Genomic DNA, 17,041 nt, shown 5'->3' with positions numbered 1-17,041 from the left:
GAGGTCGCCGCCTGACGCGATGGTTGGCGGTGACCTCCCCGCATTTTCCATTCGCCAGCGGAGAAGACAATCTTGCGTGGCTACATGATCTTTGAACTCGACATCATCAACCAGGATGCCTGGTTGGCGTATCGCGAGGTCGCCGGCCCCCTGATGGAAGCCGCTGGCGCGCGGTTCATCCTGCGCAGCGAGCGGATCGAGCCCCTTGAGGGCGGCTGGAATCCGCCAAGTTTGTCTGTCGTCGAGTTTCCCAGTTTCGAAGCGGCGCACGACTTCTATCATTCGCAGGCCTACAAGGCGACGCTGCCGCTGCGCGAGAAAGCCTCGCGTGGTCGCGGTGTGCTGGTGGAAAGCAGCTTATGATCGCGCCGGCCACGGACAACATCATCCAGGCGAGAGGTCTCACCAAGCGCTTCCACGGGTTCGCAGCCGTGGCAGGCGTTGATCTTGACGTTAGGCGGCACTCCATCCACGCCCTGATAGGGCCGAACGGTGCGGGCAAGACGACCTGCTTCAACCTGATAACTAAGGTTCTGCAGCCCAGTGAGGGCACCATTCGCTTCAATGGCGAGGACATAACGGCGGAGAGCCCGGCGCGGGTTGCGCGACGCGGCATCGTCCGATCCTTCCAGATATCAGCCATATTTCCTAGGATGACCGTCGCCGAGAACGTACGCATAGCCTTGCAGCGGCCTGTCGGAACCTCGTTCTATTTCTGGCGTAGTCAGCACAGCCTCGACTCGCTCGACGATCGGGTCGACAGCCTGCTCGATGTGGTGGGCCTCTTGCCATTGCGCAATCGGTCGGCAGCTGATTTGCCATACGGACGCAAGCGCGTCCTCGAATTCGCAACGACGCTCGCGCTGGAGCCGGAACTTCTGCTCCTGGATGAGCCGACCTCAGGGCTGGGCAGTGAGGACGTGGAGCGCATTGCCGACCTGATCCGCAATGTCTCCGCCAACCGTACGATCCTGATGGTCGAGCACAATCTCTCCGTGGTTTCGCGACTTGCCGACCGCATCACGGTCCTTGCAAGGGGAAAGGTTCTCGCCGAAGGGACGTATGCGCAGGTGTCGACCGATCCTCGCGTGGTGGAAGCCTATATCGGGGGAGAAGAATGAGCGCCGCCACCCTGCTTTCGGTTCGCGGACTGCGCGGCTGGTATGGCGAAAGTCAAGCGCTGCATGACATGGCCTTTGATATTGGGCGCGGCGAGGTCGTTACACTGCTCGGCCGCAACGGCGCGGGCAAGTCGACGACGCTGCGCGCCATCATGGGTCTTCTGCGCAAGCGCAGCGGCGAGGTCAGCTTCCAGGGCGAGAACCTTATCGCTCGCATGCCGGAACATATCGCCCGGCGTGGGATCGCCTATTGTCCGGAGGAACGCGGCATCTTCTCCAGCCTCACAGTGGAAGAAAACCTGTTGCTTCCACCCGTGATCGCTCAAGGTGGCATGGCGCTGGAGGACATATACGAGCTCTTTCCGAACATCGCCGAGCGGCGCAAGAGCCAAGGCACCAAGCTCTCCGGCGGCGAACAACAAATGCTGGCGATCGGGCGTATCTTGCGCACCGGCGCGACCCTTCTTCTGCTTGACGAGCCGACCGAAGGTCTCGCGCCGGTGATCGTGCAGCAGATTGGTGTGGTGATACGCAAGCTCAAGGAACGCGGGTTCACTTTGCTTCTTGTGGAGCAGAATGTGCGCTTTGCCGCCAGGCTCGCCGACCGCCACTACGTGGTTGAGCATGGAAAAGTGATCGACAGGCTGGAGGCGGCGGACGTCGCCGGCGGCCTGGAGCGCATCCAGAACTATCTGAAAGTGTGAGCTGGCCATGATGACACTGATCGGGATTTCCCCGCAGCTCCTGTTCGGCCAGCTTTTGATCGGGCTTATCAACGGCGTGTTCTACGCGATGATGAGCCTGGGCGTTGCCATCATCTTCGGAATGCTGCGCATCGGCAATTTCGTGCATGGCGCGCAGTACATGTTGGGCGCTTTTGGAGCATGGTACCTGCTCAATCTGCCCGAACTTTTCCCCGGGCTCGGTTTGCCCTCGCTGAACTATTGGTGGGCGCTGGTGCTGGTGCCGTTCGCGGTGGGCCTGATCGGCGCCGTAATGGAGCGGCTCTTCATCCGCAAGGTGTATGAGCTCGAGCATGCCTATGGACTTCTGCTGACAGTCGGACTTGCAATGCTGATCGAAGGCCTGTTCAACGTGCGCTACGGCGCGGCTGGCCAGCAATACGACATCCCGGCATCCCTGACAGGCGGTGTGAATCTCGGCTTCATGTTCATGCCCTACTACCGGGTGTGGGTAATCGGCGCGGGGATCCTCGTGTGCCTCGCTACCTGGTACTCGATCGAGCGCACGCGACTGGGCGCCTACCTTCGGGCTGCTACCGAAAATCCCGATCTGGTTCGCGCCTTCGGCATCAACGTGCCGCGCATGCTGATGCTGACCTATGCCTTCGGCGTGGGTCTGGCAGGGCTTGCTGGCGTCATGGCGGCGCCGATCTATCAGGTGAGTCCGCAGATGGGCCAAACGATCATCATCACGATCTTCGCGGTGGTGGTCATCGGCGGCATGGGCTCGATCGCGGGCGCAATCTTCACCGGCCTTATGTTGGGCATGGTCGAAGGGCTGACCAAGGTGTTCTGGCCTCAAGCTTCGACCACCGTGATCTTCGTGATCATGGTGCTGGTACTCGTCTTCCGCCCCGCTGGCCTGTTCGGCAAGGAAACGGTTGCCGCGCATGCCGCGGACATGTCGACGGCCCGGCCCCATAGCATCTTGGAAAACGGACGGTTGTGGATGCTGGTGATCGCCGTCGGCGGCACCATCCTGCCTTTCTTCATCTATCCCGTTTTCGGCATGAAGATCCTGTGCCTGGCGTTGTTCGCCTGCGCCTACAATCTGATTTTCGGCTATGTCGGCCTGCTTGCCTTCGGCCATGCGGCCTTCTACGGCTCCTCGGCTTATGTTGCTGCGTTTACCGCCGCATCCTGGGGCTTCCCGCCGGAACTCGCGATCTTGTCAGGAGTGGCGATGGCGACCTTGCTCGGTATGATCTTCGGCTGGCTCGCTATCCGCCGGCAGGGCCTCTATTTCGCGATGATTACTCTGGCGCTGGCGCAGCTCGTCTATTTCTACGCCATCCAGTCTTCGTGGACCCATGGCGAAGACGGGATCCAGTCCGTGCCGCGCGGATATCTCTTCGGTTTCATCAACCTCAACGAACCTTTGAACATGTACTTTTTCGTGCTCGCGATCTTTCTGTTCGGTTTCGGCGCGATCTACCGGATCGTACGATCGCCCTTCGGGCAGGTTTTGAAGTCAATTCGTGAGAACGAGCCGCGCGCCATATCGCTCGGCTACTCCACTGACCGCTTCAAGCTGATCGCTTTCACGCTTTCGGCCATGCTGGCGGGGCTCGCCGGCGGCACCAAGGCGATCGTCTTCCAGATAGCCTCGCTGGCGGACCTTTATTTCATGACCTCGGCCGATGCCTTGCTAATGACGCTCATCGGCGGTGTCGGAACTCTGCTAGGGCCAATCGTGGGCGCTATCATCGTCGTGACGATACAGACGGAACTCGCAACGCTGGGCTCCTGGGTCGTTGTCGTTCAAGGAGCGGCGTTCGTGCTTTGCGTGCTGTTCCTGCGCAAGGGCGTCGTTGGAACGCTTGAGGACTGGCTTGCCGCCCGAGCGGAACGTGAGCGTCTCGCCGCTGGCGGCGATGCGCCAGTCATTGAAACGAATTCGCACTGATGGACAAGAAGCCGCTTGCCATCGTCGTCGGGGCGGGGCCTGGGCTGGGTCTCGCGCTCGTGCGGCGCTTTTCCAGAGGCGGCATGAAGGTGGGCTTCGTGGCGCGACGACCAGCTGCCGTTGCCGCCTACCAGACGCAGCTCGACTCGGAAGGGCTGGAGACCGAGGGGTTCGTTGCCGATGCCGGCAATCCGACGGCCATTTCGCAGGTCGTCGCCATTCTGCGTGATAAGTATGGCGAAGCCGAAGCCGTTATCTACAACGCTGCCGTCATCGAGCCGTCGCGCTTCGCCACGCCTTCGGGCATTGACGAGGCGCAGTATTCGGCGGCCCCCGGCTGGAAGGCTCGCGGCGATCCCGTCGATTTCGACTATCTCATGGAAAGCTTTCGTACCAACGTCGCCGGTGCGCACCATCTGGTGCGCGAGGTGGCACCCGGCATGATCGCGCGTGGAAGCGGCTCGATCCTCCTCACCGGCGGCGTGCTCGCCTTCGGCCCTTGGATCGAATGGGGGGTGACGTCACTTGGCAAGGCAGCGCTGCGCAGTCTCGGCCATTCGCTCCATAAGGAACTGACACCTCACGGTGTCCAGGTATCTACGATCGCCATTCACGGTACCATGGCAAAGGACACACCTTACGATCACCAGCGTGTCGCCGATGCCTATTGGGAGGTCCATGCGCGCCCGCGCGCGCAATGGGAGCCGGATTTCCATTTCAAGCCGCATGAAGATGACGGCGCCGACCCCGACGCATGAGCCTGCAGATCGACTTTTCTGGACGACGCGCGCTCGTCACCGGGGGCGCAAGTGGCATCGGCGCGGCAACCGCCAAGCTGCTACTTGAACTGAACGCCACAGTCGCACTTGCTGATCTCGACGGCGTCAGGGTCTTGGAGGCCCGCGACGACATGCGCGCGCATATGGCAGTGCAGGGCGATGTCGCGGTGGAGTCGGATGCGAAGCGAATGGTGAGCGAAGCGGCCGACGCACTGGGCGGGCTCGACCTGATCTTTAACGCAGCTGGCATCGGCGACGACTTGGTGCCGTTGCACGAGCAGTCGACTGAGCGCTGGCGACGCGTCTTCGACGTCAGCCTTTGGGGCACGCTCCTCATTTCCCGCGCGGCCGGCCGGCTGATGGTAGAGCAGCGTAGCGGGTCAATAGTCAACGTTTCTTCGATAGTGGGACTGCATGCCTTCCCAGGGCGCTCGGCCTATGGCGTCGCCAAGGCGGGAATTGGCCATCTGACGAAGACGCTGGCCTGCGAGTGGGGCGAATATGGTGTGCGCGTCAACGCGATTGCGCCTGGCTACACCAAAACGCCTATGGTGAAAGACCTTCTGGACCGCAAGGTGTTCGATCCAGGTCTCATCGAGCGCCGCACGCCGCTGGCGCGGATGGCCGAAACCGAGGAGATGGCGAAGGCAGCGGTGTTCCTTCTTTCGGACTGGGCAAGCTACGTCACAGGGGTAGTCTTGCCGGTGGATGGCGGCTGGGGCGCCTATGGCGCAGCCGGCGACGTGGTGAAGATCAGGCACACGGAAGGCTAATTGAGCCTGCGCCCACTTGTGGAGCGCGGCGGGGGAGGGCGAGCATCACGCTCGCCGATATTTGCCCAGTCCTTCGCCCTTCAGCGCTTCGACAAGATCACGCTTGCGGATCTTTGCGGCCTCAACCGGCATGTCGTCGATGATCTCGATGCGGCGGGGCGCCTTGTAGGCGGCCAGTTCCTCCCGGCACCATCCGCGCAGGTCCTCCGCAGTGGCGGTCGCGCCATGCGCGAGCACAACAACGGCGACCGGAACCTCGCCTTTCTCGGCGTCCGGCGTGCCGACAACCGCACACATGGCGACGGCCGGATGGCGATAGAGCACGCTCTCAACCTCCAGCGGATAGATGTTATGGCCGCCTGTTATAATGACGTCCTTCTTGCGGTCCACGATGAAGAGAAATCCGTCCTTGTCCACAAACCCCAAATCGCCAGACCGCCAGCCCAGCGGCCCGAAGGCCTGCGCCGTGGCTTCTTCGTCGCCCAAATAGCCGAGCGCCACGCAGTCGCCGCCGATGATGACCTCGCCGATCGCGCCAACGGGTAGCTCCGTGTCGTCGTCGTTGACGATGTGAATGCGCGACGATCCGACAGGCAGACCGGCCGCGCCAGGCTTGCGCAGTCCCAGCGTCGGCTCCATGACGTTCTGCCCGCATGTCTCGGTGGCGCCGTAGACCTGCGCGACCTTCACGCCCGACAGTTCCTCAAAACGTTTAATTACCGGCTGAGGAACTGGAGAGCCGCCGGTCGTACAGATCCGCAGCGACGAGAGGTCATGTTGTGCCGCGTCGTACTCATTGACCATGTAGACGTACATGGTGGGAGTGCCGCCGAAATAGGTGGCGCGGTAGCGGTAGATGTCGGTCATTACGCGCTGCGTGTCCCACCGCTCATGCAGCACAATGGTCCCACCAGTGTAGAGGCACAGATTGAGCGTTACGGTCAGACCGAAATTGGTGAACAATGGCACCGCACACAGATAGACCTCCTTGCCGTAGCGGCTGCGGTGCGAAACCATCATGTCGCGCAACGTAGAGGCGATGCTGAAATGTGACTGTGCGGTGCCCTTCGGTGTTCCCGTCGTGCCGGACGTGAAAAACAGCGAAGCGATGTCACCAGCCGCACACGCCGCATCGCTGAAATGCGGGTCGGCCGCGTCCGTCAGCGCGGAGAGATCGTGTGCGCCAGCCCCGCCGCCGGCTACCAAGCATGTCTCCAAGGTGGGGAATTCGTCGCGAATATCGGAAAAGTAAGGCCAGGTGGTTCCATCTGCCACCACCGCCTTCATCTCGGTGCGCGTCACGATCTTGCGCAGCTCCGCATGGCGAAACATGGCGCTGAGAGGCGCAGGTACCGCCCCAAGCCGTTGGCACGCCCAAAACGCGACCGCCATCAGCGGCGTGGAGGGCAGGTAGAGCCCGACCTTGTCGCCTTTGCCGATGCCGAGCGCGGCAAGAACGTTGGCCATACGGGCCGTCCGCTCGCCGAACTGGGCGTAGGTCAGGATCTCGCTGTCGGTGACGATGAAAGGGCGCTGCGGAAGCAACTGGACGTTTTTGGCGAGAATCTGATTCAGGATTTCCATTCAGTCCACTCAGGAGATGAGGATGCCGCTGTCGACCGGCAGCTTCTGCCCGGTCGTGCGGCGGGATTCGTCTGAGGCGAGAAACAGAACCGCCTGCGCAACGTCGATAGGTTCGGCCATTCCAAGCAGATAGGCATCGAACTGCTTCTTGAGGTGCGGCTCTCGGCGGAAGAACTCCAAGACGCGCTCGGTCGTTACCGCGCCCGGTATCACGACGTTGACGCGTATGCCGTCGCTGGCGAACTCGACAGCCATCGAACGTGTCAGGGAGATGATGCCGCCTTTGGCCGCCGTATAGGCGTCGCGGTTCGGCACGCCCATCTCGGCCATGATGGACGCGCTATTGACGATCGAGCCACCGCCGGACTGCTGCATCAGCGGGATCGCCGCACGGCTGCACAGCCATGTGCCGAAAAGGTCGAGCCGAAGCGTCTTCCAAAAAGTGTCGAGCGTTGTCTGCGTCAGTGGTCCGTCATCGGGACTGGAGCCGCCGGCGTTGTTGAACAATACGTCGAGTCGCCCCCATGCCTCGTGCGAAAGCGCGAAGGCCCGCTCCACGCTCTCGGGTTCGCTGACGTCACATGGGGCGAACATGGCGGTGCCGCCCGCGCTCTCGATTTCGGCGACGATCTTCTCACTTTCGTCGCGCCGCCGCGCAGCCAGTACAACCCTGGCGCCCTCACGCGCGAAAAGTCGGGCGGTTGTCTCACCGATGCCCTGGCTCGCACCAGTGATGAAAGCGACCTTTCCCTCGAGTCGACCTGCCATTATGCACTCCTGTCTTCGCTCACCATGATGACGCGCCGCCATCCACAGGCAGTATCACGCCTGTTACCATCGCGGCGTCATCGCTGGCGAGGAAGAGCGCAGCCGCAGCTACCTGGCTGGGGGTGGCGGGTCCAAGCCGTTGCTTCTGCGCCAGTGGAAAGCGCGATACATCGCCGCCCGATAATTGAAGCACACGCTCGGTCATCGTCACGCCTGGCGCCAGCGCGTTGATGCGAATGCGCGCTGCGGCGTGCTGCGCGGCCAGTGTGCGGGTCAGCGCGGAAACCGCGCCTTTGGCCGCAGTGTAGAAGTCAACGCCCGGAACGCTCGACAACGTCACGCTGGACGACATGTTCACGATGGAGCCGCCACCCCTTTTGCCCATTGCCGGTATGACGGCGCGGCAGGCCAGGATCGTGCCCAGCAAATCGAGTTGCATAACGCGCCACAATTCTTCCACCGGGGCATCCACGATGCTGCCATCCCGACCAGACGAGCCACCGGCGCAGTTTAACAATATGTCGGCGGGGCCAAAGGCCCTGCACACCTCGGCAAATGCTGCGTTCACGGATTGCTCGCAGGTGATGTCGGCGGCTCCGAAGGCGGCGTCGCCGCCGCTTTGCACGATGTCGGCCACCAGCGCACCGCCGGCATCCTCGGCGAGGTCGATTATGTAGACCTGGGCGCCCTCCGACGCAAACAGCAGCGCAGCGGCCCGTCCGATGCCCGATGCGCCGCCGGTGATGACGGCGGTCTTGCCCGAAAGTCTGCCCAAGCCGAGTCTCCCGTTTGCCGCTCCATCATCGACGCATCTGCCGATCCGCTCGGTTGCGCCTCGTCCGGATGGATTAGTGACACGGACTAACACGTCGCTCCGCACTTGCCGGGTCTTCCCGATCTAGCCGTCTATTCGAAGGAAAAACGCGCCTCGAATGCCGAGCTGCAGGCCATTCTTTCGTCCACGCGGTCCATCTCGATAGGCAAATTGAGCAGGATGCCGGCGTTCGGCATCGTCCGTTCGTACTCGTTTCCAGCCGCACTAGGATCGATTCAGGCAAGAGCTGCGCTGCGGCCTGCGACGCGGCCGAATATCAGGGCCATGCCCACGAACGTCCCCGACATGTAGCCGGCGCCGTGAAAGCCGCCCGTTACCTCGCCCGCGGCGTAGAGACCGGCAATCGGGTTTCCGTAGACGTCGCGGACATTCATCGCCGTATCGACCGTAAGGCCGCCATTGAAATGCGTGGTGCCGGCGCGGCAGATCACAGCATGGAAGGGCGACTTCGAGATTGGCAGCAAAGGCCCTGAATCGCCGACTGCATGCCTGCGTTCGAAATCGGTATCGCCGCCGGAGCCAAGCTGGCCGTTGTAACGCTCGACCCCCGAGACGACGCCCTTTGCATCAAAGCCCTCGCGGGAAAGCTGCATAGCAAGTGCACTAAGGGTCGGTGCCTGGAACTCGCGGAAGCCGGTAAGCACCTTGCCCATCATGGTCTGCTCGTACTCACCCTTCATGCGGCTGTCGTAGATTTGTGCACAGACCGCACCAGGCTGCTTAAGTAGAGCCCAGCAGGTGTCGATATACAGCTCGCTCTCGCGGCAGAAGCGCTTTCCGTCCCGATTGAGTGCAATGGCGCCGGCATAAAGCACCATCGCGCCCTTTCCGGTTTCAGGTTCGGAAGGTGCCGTTGGCGCCACCCCCATCGTCATGTATGAAATGCCAGCTCCTGCGCTCATGCCCATCAACAGGCCGTCGCCGCGCGAGCCTTGGCCCGTCAGTGGCAGGATGCCTTCCGCTCCGGGTGGGCCGAAGTTGTGGATCAGATCCTGGTTTCGTGTAAAGCCGCCGGTGGCTAGGATGACGCCATTACTGGCCGTACACTGCTGAGCCATCCCGTGCCACTCGAACGCCACACCGGTTACTTCGCCGTTTGCAATGACGAGACGTCGAACGCGCGCTTCGGTCTCCAGGCGTACGCCCCTTGCGCGTGCAGCCGCTTCGAGTTGGGTGACGATTTCCGCGCCGCCAGACATCTCGTCGCCGGAAAGTTCGTGTGCCCAGGGCCGGCTCATGTGGGCAAAGCGGAAAGTGCGAACGAAACGCACGCCAAGCGTTTCGAGTTTGGAATAGGTGGCTGCAGCTTCGTCGACATAAAGACGCGAAAGACTTTCCTGACAATCCTCATGATGTGAGTGAATAAGGTCTTCATAAAGCTCATCACGCGTGCCGGGCTGCAAGGGGGTCTCGCACAACGCGACGTAGGCGCCCGACAGGCGCGTGCTTCCACCTGTGTGGGGCTCGGATTCCAAGACGATGACAGAGGCGCCGAGATCGGCCGCTTCGATCGCGGCCATCAACCCAGCTGCGCCCGAACCCACCACAACGACGTTGCAATGCATGGAAGTTCTCCGCCGGGTTGCTTGTGTCGCGCACAGGCTAGCAGGACGTGCGTCTTATGCCTCGTCCAGATGGGTTATCCGCCGATTGTCTCGGCATCGAACCGTCGCGCTCCATGAGTAATGGTCACTTCATAAACAACGCCATGGACAGTAAGTGTCGAGCAGGCAGAGGTTCCACGAAACCCTGGATGATCTGCCGCGTTATGGGTCTTCTGCGATGTGCGTCCAACATGGCGCGTCGCCCTCGAGCTCAAGTGGTTATAAGAAAATCGCGTTTTTCTTGTAACGGAGCTGCCGCTTGAATACGGTCGATCGCGTCTATTGCACGTTGTACGCTGAACTGGTCCGGGTCCCGGTCAAGGGGCGGGATTACTGGTATCTTGAGCAAACCCAGTCCAGGAAGGTGAGGAATTGTGTCGGCCCGTCCGATCATCCTGAGGTAGCGAAACGCGTCGAGACTCTCCAGAAGATCAAGGAAGACCTTCGCAGCCGTCGGAAACTCGTTTCCACGCTGACGCGCAAAGCACGAGTGACTGCACCCGATCGGTTCACTGGCGATGTTGTTAGGCCATGAAAGAAGCAGGAATCTTTCGCCTAGGATGCGTGGCCGTTGGCATTGCTGCCTCACAGACCTATGCCGGACATCTCGGCGTGAGAGTGCCGGGCGCTTCGTTGCTGACGGGCGATGCCGGTTTCGCGCAGCACTACTCCATCTCGTCGAATGGTCGTGCCACAATTGGTGCCGACTACTGTTTAGCCAGGAACTATGCAGAAAGTGCAAGTTCGGTTTTTGCCTGGCCGGCGCGCTTGGAGTGGAACATGCGTTGATCGGCAAGCTCGAGCCTTTCGACGAGCCCGACATCGAATGTTGGCCGCCACTCCGTAAGGCCAACGCTCGCAGAGATCGGAATTTCATGACCGTTCCAAAACAGCGGTGTTCGGACGATCTTGCGAGCCAGTCTGTCTGCGATCGGCGTAGCTTTAGCCACGTCTATGTCCGGCATCAAAATACAGAACTCATCGCCTCCGATCCGAGCGGCATACTGATTGTCACGCAGGAAACTGCGTATGATGCCTGCTGCGTGCGCAAGGGCCGCGTCACCGGCTGAATGGCCATAGCGATCATTGATCGACTTGAACTTGTCCATATCAATCATTGCCAAGACAACCGGAGAGCCCCTGCGTCTAGCAAGCTTCTCGCTGCGCAAGATCTCCTCACGCAATCCGCGGCGGTTTGCCAGACCGGTGAGGTCATCCGTCTTTGCAAGCGTGATGAGAGTGGAGCGGAACCGATCGGCTGCCATCAGCAGAAAACCAAGGTTCCAAACACTTCCGCCGATGATGGCACAGACGAGGAACCATGCCCCAATACTGAAATACGTCCCCTCGCTGGGCCACCCGATTAGGCGCAACAGGTTCGTTGTGGCTTCGCCCGCTTGGCCCACAACGACGATCAAAGCGGCGGCTAAAGCGACACCTGCGCCAGGCGATCTCGAACCGGTCCGCAACAGCGTGGCAATGCTTAGAGAAACGGGCAGAACCTGGCTGGCTGCCGCGATGACGTTGATCGCTTCCTGGCGCGTCCCCATCAGAAGCAGCGACAGCATAGTACCCACCATCATTAGAAGGACCACGATGCCTTGGAACGGCTGGCCGAAAAAGACCCGCAAACCTTGCCACATCATCGTAAAACTGCCGGCAACAATCGACAGACCGGCGAATGTAACAACGGGTTGGTCACTACCGAGGAATAGCAGTGGACCGCTGATGCTGGTCATGACGAGGGCGACTAGCCAGTAACGCGCCGCCGTCAAGGAACGATAATTGTAGGAGATCGTTGCCCACACCACAGCGAAGCTCGCCGAATTGAGCAGGATAATTACATACAGCGTGATGAAGTCGAGTTGCATCGTTGTCTATGCTGTCAGGTACAATGCTGGCCCCATGATCTGGGCTGCAACGCGCTGCTATAGCAGAGGTCGTGATCGAGGGGCTTAACGAGATCGGGGGCATTTTAAGCACTGGCCTGCTCGTCGCAGTCGATGAATGACGATGCTGTTGGGTGAATGTGTCATCGTCGACGCCGGGATATCCTTCTGCCAGAATCCGACTGATGCCTAAAAGCTTACTATTTCTGGTTGCCGCAGCGCCACGAAATCACGCCGTCATGCTCAATCGTCTAAGTGAGCTCGTGAACTGAAACCTGCGGAACTACCTGTGCGACAATCTCGCAAAGATGGCGATGATGTGTGAGGTAAATCACCTGTCCGACTTGAGACATTTGCCCGAACAGCCGAAACACCTCCTCCGATCGCGGTTCATCGAAGGTTTCCATGATGTCGTCCGCGATAAAGGGAACGGACGGCCGGGCCGCCGCGAACTCTTCGTATCCGGCAAGGCGCAACGCCAGATACAGCTGGAACTGCGTGCCCTTCGACATCTCCACCGCAAGCTTGGAACCGCTATGCCGTGACAGACCGATGAGCACGTCGCGATCCTTGTCAGCACGTGTGGCAAGACCGGTATAGTCGTCGCGCGTGATCAGCCGGAAGGCTTCTGATGCCCGGTTCATCATCGCGCTGCGGTGCTTGTCGCGATAAGCGCGAATGCCGTGCTCGGCGACGAGGCTCCCACTTCTCAGCCGAAGATAGCGCAGTGCCAGATCCTCAATCTCAAGAAGCAGGGTGCGCCGGTTCGCCGCCAGGCGGGCAGCGGCATCATCGCCGCCGATGGCGGTCAGGCGATCCGTTGCACGCGCCTTGTCAGCGAACAGGTTCTTTGCTCTGCCGTCGAGGTCTTCGAGACGGGTCGAGAGTTCCGACTGCTCCCGCTGCAGTTCCGGTGGGTGGACGTTGGCGAGGTTTTCCATGGCAGCCTCAAGCGATGACAACTGCATGTCGCGGACGATTTGCCGTTCCAGCGTGCCCAGCTGCTCGGCCTGTTCATCTCTTTTCCGGCAGCGTTCCAGAGCTTGGCGAACATCCGCAAGGGAATCGACCTGGAAGAAGTCGGTCAGTTCCTTTTTGCGCGCGGCATGGACAGCGATTTCGCCCTCCATCTGCTCGCGTACGATCGCGAGATCGACAAGAGTCTGGTCCCGTTCCTGCCGTTTCGCCTGGAACTGCCTCGCTTCCTCGCGTCGCCTGAGCAGGGCCTTGGCGGCATCAAGCGGATTGCCGTCGAATGTGTCGCCGAGAGCGTCAAACAGATCGACAAGCGCGTCGACGAAGGACTTTCGATCTGCTTCCATGGAGTCGATGCGATGAAGCAGATCATCCTTCTCGCGCAGGGCTTCCGGCAGGCCGTCGAGTGCGTCGAGAAGCTCACGGACGGCGCCGACTTTTCCTTCCCCATTGAACCAGGTGCTTTCGAGGGCGGTCAACCAATCTGTCTGCCACGCATCGGATGCAGCGATGGCTTCGTCGAGCTCTGCTTTCCGTCGATCCGCGGCTGCTTCCAATTCACCGATGCGCTTTTGAGCGTCCTGCCGTTTGGTCTGCATGGCAGCATGGTCCGCAAGGATGGTGTCGGCAGCCTGCGTCAGGGCCGCGATATCCAGTCCATCGACATCGATCCCGTTGCTGATCAGGCTCGCCAAGAGCGTGTCCTGTTCCTTTCCGAGCGCAGCTTTGGCGTCATCGGCGTCCCTAAGGGCAAGGCGCAGATCATCCCACGCAGTCAGCGCCGAGGTGCGGGTTTCAGTCCATCGGTCGATCCTTGTCAGCCATGATGCGGCGGACGCATCGTCATCCAGATCGATATCCGCTGGCGTCTCAGTCCTGATCTCGCGTCGCAATGTCTGCAGTTCGTCATCCAAATCCCGCAGCAACTGGCGTTGCCGGTCGACGCTTGCCCTGTCTACCGCCATCCCGGCGGTCAGGGAGCGCAGCTCCTCGAGTTGTCTGGCGCTGTTCAGACGTGCGGCCGCGGCTGCATCAGTCGCTCGCATGTGGGTTTCGAATCGACTGGCGGTTTCGCGGTCGAGGACCAACAGATGCTGCGCCCAGGCGTCATCCCTTTCCAGAAGGGTCGCCTTGGCCTCCTCATCATCCATGATGTCGATCGCGTCGCGGAGTGCAGCCAGACGTGCCGCATCTTCCTCCTGCTTCGTCGTGAGCTCTCGTTCGCGCTCGACGATCTGCGAGCGACGCTTCTCCAATTCGCTGTGAGTCGACTTCCAGGATTCCACGCGATCGGTGGCGGGCGGCAAGATGCGCCGGAGAGCGTCACCGTCACCGGACCATGGGTGCAGTTCAGTTGTGGCATCGTCGAAGGCTTGACGTTCGGTGGGGACAGCCCGCTCGGCAAGTCTGACTTCTGCGACAAGATTGCCGTCACGCAAGCGGCGCAGCACCGATTGAAAATGGGCTATCTTGCCAGCATCGAGCGCGACACCCTGGCCATCGAGCGCCTGCCGGTCACGCTGCTCTTTATCGACAGCCTGCTGGGCCGCTTCATGCTCCTTTTCGGCAGATTTTCGTGCGACGTCGACGCCGGATTTCGTTGTGATAAGATTTCGCAGCGTCCCTATCGTCGCCGCCGGTATCAGCAGTGACTTCGGATCACCGATGTCTGTCTGACCGAGTATTGCGAGGATGAGATCGACGTTGCGGATCGATTCCGACAGCGCCCGCTTTCGCTTCGGCAGATCTTCCTCCGCGGTCGCATAACGCGCGGCTGCGTCCGACAGCTGGTCGAGCTTCTCCGCCATCTCAAGCAGGCGATTGTCTACCACGAGATCATCGCGTTCTTCACGGACCTTCAGCTCGCGCTGCCTGATGCCGGTCAGCTCTGTTTGCAGCCGCGTCTCTTCGACCATCAGGTCGGGAAGTGCGGTCGCCCACTCGGCATGTGGATGAGGCAGGTCGGCATAGTCGGCAAGCTGCTCGTTTATCCGATCGTACTCAGCCGAAAGCGGGTGGGCTTGCAGGACACGTGTGATCTCTGCGTTGCGGGCCTTTGCCGTCCCGATCTCCTTCATGACTGCGTCATAGGCGGCTTCAGCCTGCTCGAGCGCCGTCGTCAGCGTTCTGTAAGCCGAGGCCTGGAAGTCGATATCATCGCGCTGCGATTTGAGGTCCGCGATCTGGCGTTTGAGACCGGCGATCTTCGTCGAGCTGGCGCGCTTGCGGAAAATGCCATCGGCCTCCGTGACAGCGGCCTCAAGAATGGCACTGATGCCGGCAAGGCCAGCGCTCGCCGAAAACAGCAACTCGCCAAGATCGCCCTTGCTTTCCAGAATGGCGTTGCCGCCATCCTCCAGCGTCTGGTCGTCGAGCGAGAACATCATGCGATAGGCGTCGCGCGTCAGCCCGGCGAGCGGGACGCCGAGCAACGCCTCGTTGACCGGCTGACCTCGCTCGTTCAGCAGCGAACTGCTGCGCTGCTTGATGCGCTTGAATTCATGCGTCTGCCCATCAAATTCGAGGCGGGCGCCGATTTCCATTGCCCTTCCGTGATGAAGGAATCCATACTTCGTGCGCTCTTCGATGCCAAACAGCAGATCGAGAAAGGCCGACAGCGATGTGGATTTTCCAGCCTCGTTGAGCCCGTAGATGATGTGCAGATCCGGCGTGCCGACGGTGTGCTCCCCGAAATCGATCGAGAAGTCGGTGAACTTGCCGTAGCGGGTGAGATCGAGCCGGCGCAGGCGCATCAGCTGATCTCCGACGCATCCGGCTTCAATCGGGCCAGCATATCCTCGCTGCCTTCGCTCAGCAGCTGGTCGATCAAAGCCTCGAACTCCGCCTCGTCATCACCGCTGAAACCGCGCGCGTCCGGTGGCAAATCATCGCGCAGTTCTTTGACCAGATCACGAACGGCTTCGCGAAGACCATGCTGGTGAATGATGTCGCTGCGCATCAACTCGCCGAGTTCCAGGACCGGGTCGCCGGAAGCTCCTCCAACCGGCGTGCTGATCGGCGTCGTGGTGGCGATCTCAATCTTCTCGATCCAGGTCTTGCCGAGCCTCTCGGCGCGCTGTTCGGTTTCCGCCAGCAGCAGATCGCGGTCACGTCTCAGCTGCCACGACAGAGGCGTTGCACCCTCTAATGCGAGACGACCGATGAGATGGGCCGAGCGTGTCTTGTCGCGGGCGATACCCATACTCCGTTCAACAAGATCCGCCGCCTCTCGCCAGGTTTTGGCGGATGAAAGGTCGACCGGAATCCGTTCGAATTGGGCAACGCTCGTCGCGCGTTCTTCCATCGTGAGGCTGCGATCATCGTTGACCGTGACGAGTGTGACGCTCTTTTCGCCGGCTTCGTTGATGTCGCGGCCTTGTGGCATGCCCGGCATGATCACCATCCGGTCGCCGGTATGTTGGGCGCGGACATGGACATGCCCCAGGGCCCAGTAATCGAAACCCCAGTCATGAAGGTCGGAGGCTTTACAGGGCGCATAGAGATCGTGTCCAGGTGCCCCGGCCAAGCTCGTATGCATGATACCGATGTTGACTGTGTCGGGGACAGGGCGGTGATACCTGTCCAGCAGGCCCTCCGGCGCATGGGGCTTGGCGAAGCTCAGACCGTGAATCGCAAGAGCCAGATCGCCGTGTGTGAGCTCAACGGCCTGCGAGCGGCCGCCGAAGACGGTCACCGAGGGCGGCAAGATCAGTTCTTGGGTGATTCGAGACAGCGCGTCGTGGTTGCCGCGCGTGATGAATGTCTCGATGCCGGCTTCGTGAAGCCGCTGCATTTGGCTTGCCAAAAACCGGGCGGTTTTCATCGAGGTCTGGTCGCCGTCGTATAGATCGCCGGCAATGATGAGTGCGTCGACCTGTTCCTCGATGCAGAGATCGGCGATCGTGATCAGGGCCTGGCGCGTCGCGTCGCCGATCAGCGCGGCCAGATCGCTGTTGCGCATCGCCAGAGACCGCAAAGGAGAATCCAGGTGCAGATCAGCGGTATGAATGAATCGGAAAGGCATTGCCGACATTGTCGGTGACAACGGGGTGGGAAGTAAACCA

Annotated in this window: 13 protein-coding genes; 6 read left to right on the top strand and 7 right to left on the bottom strand. The window is 60.9% G+C overall.

Annotated elements, in window-relative coordinates; all coding sequences use genetic code 11:
- Positions 1-84: 84 nt before the first annotated feature.
- The 6 genes from AAFN84_RS21065 to AAFN84_RS21040 are packed head-to-tail and all read left to right on the top strand — an operon-like array spanning position 85 to position 5,322.
- A complete protein-coding gene (locus tag AAFN84_RS21065) occupies positions 85-363 on the top strand; it encodes a DUF1330 domain-containing protein (protein ID WP_347516671.1) in 279 nt (92 codons plus the stop codon).
- Positions 360-1,121, top strand: a complete 762-nt coding sequence (locus AAFN84_RS21060; protein WP_347516670.1) for an ABC transporter ATP-binding protein — start codon at positions 360-362, stop codon at positions 1,119-1,121. Before AAFN84_RS21065 ends, AAFN84_RS21060 begins: the two co-directional genes overlap by 4 nt.
- The gene (locus AAFN84_RS21055; protein ID WP_347516669.1) at positions 1,118-1,825 is read left to right on the top strand and encodes an ABC transporter ATP-binding protein; all 708 of its coding nucleotides are present in this window, start codon (positions 1,118-1,120) and stop codon (positions 1,823-1,825) included. The genes AAFN84_RS21060 and AAFN84_RS21055 overlap by 4 nt, the downstream gene beginning before the upstream one ends.
- Positions 1,826-1,832: 7 nt before the next feature.
- Positions 1,833-3,770 carry a branched-chain amino acid ABC transporter permease gene (locus tag AAFN84_RS21050; protein WP_347516668.1) on the top strand — a complete coding sequence of 646 codons (1,938 nt, stop codon included), beginning with the start codon at positions 1,833-1,835 and terminating at the stop codon, positions 3,768-3,770.
- A complete protein-coding gene (locus tag AAFN84_RS21045) occupies positions 3,770-4,528 on the top strand; it encodes an SDR family oxidoreductase (RefSeq protein WP_347516667.1) in 759 nt (252 codons plus the stop codon). Before AAFN84_RS21050 ends, AAFN84_RS21045 begins: the two co-directional genes overlap by 1 nt.
- Positions 4,525-5,322 (top strand): SDR family oxidoreductase, encoded by a 798-nt coding sequence (locus AAFN84_RS21040; protein ID WP_347516666.1) that lies wholly within the window; start codon positions 4,525-4,527, stop codon positions 5,320-5,322. The genes AAFN84_RS21045 and AAFN84_RS21040 overlap by 4 nt, the downstream gene beginning before the upstream one ends.
- Positions 5,323-5,367: 45 nt before the next feature.
- Here the strand turns inward: AAFN84_RS21040 and AAFN84_RS21035 are convergent, their stop codons facing one another.
- The 7 genes from AAFN84_RS21035 to AAFN84_RS21005 form a co-directional block, all read right to left on the bottom strand.
- Positions 5,368-6,906: an AMP-binding protein gene (locus AAFN84_RS21035; RefSeq protein WP_347516665.1), complete on the bottom strand. Its 1,539-nt coding sequence runs from the start codon at positions 6,904-6,906 to the stop codon at positions 5,368-5,370.
- A gap of 9 nt (positions 6,907-6,915) precedes the next feature.
- A complete protein-coding gene (locus AAFN84_RS21030; RefSeq protein WP_347516663.1) occupies positions 6,916-7,674 on the bottom strand; it encodes an SDR family oxidoreductase in 759 nt (252 codons plus the stop codon).
- A gap of 19 nt (positions 7,675-7,693) precedes the next feature.
- Positions 7,694-8,449 (bottom strand): SDR family oxidoreductase, encoded by a 756-nt coding sequence (locus AAFN84_RS21025; RefSeq protein ID WP_347516662.1) that lies wholly within the window; start codon positions 8,447-8,449, stop codon positions 7,694-7,696.
- Between the two features lie 275 nt (positions 8,450-8,724).
- A complete protein-coding gene (locus tag AAFN84_RS21020) occupies positions 8,725-10,074 on the bottom strand; it encodes an FAD-dependent oxidoreductase (RefSeq protein ID WP_347516661.1) in 1,350 nt (449 codons plus the stop codon).
- Between the two features lie 764 nt (positions 10,075-10,838).
- Positions 10,839-11,984 carry a GGDEF domain-containing protein gene (locus tag AAFN84_RS21015; protein WP_347516660.1) on the bottom strand — a complete coding sequence of 382 codons (1,146 nt, stop codon included), beginning with the start codon at positions 11,982-11,984 and terminating at the stop codon, positions 10,839-10,841.
- Between the two features lie 269 nt (positions 11,985-12,253).
- Positions 12,254-14,893, bottom strand: a complete 2,640-nt coding sequence (locus AAFN84_RS21010; RefSeq protein WP_347516658.1) for a hypothetical protein — start codon at positions 14,891-14,893, stop codon at positions 12,254-12,256.
- Between the two features lie 836 nt (positions 14,894-15,729).
- Positions 15,730-17,001: a DNA repair exonuclease gene (locus AAFN84_RS21005; RefSeq protein ID WP_347516657.1), complete on the bottom strand. Its 1,272-nt coding sequence runs from the start codon at positions 16,999-17,001 to the stop codon at positions 15,730-15,732.
- Positions 17,002-17,041 lie beyond the last annotated feature (40 nt).

The organism is Mesorhizobium sp. CAU 1741 (assembly GCF_039839275.1).
In the GTDB taxonomy this organism is placed as follows: domain Bacteria; phylum Pseudomonadota; class Alphaproteobacteria; order Rhizobiales; family Rhizobiaceae; genus Aerobium.
This window is presented reverse-complemented; position numbering and strand designations above follow the sequence as displayed.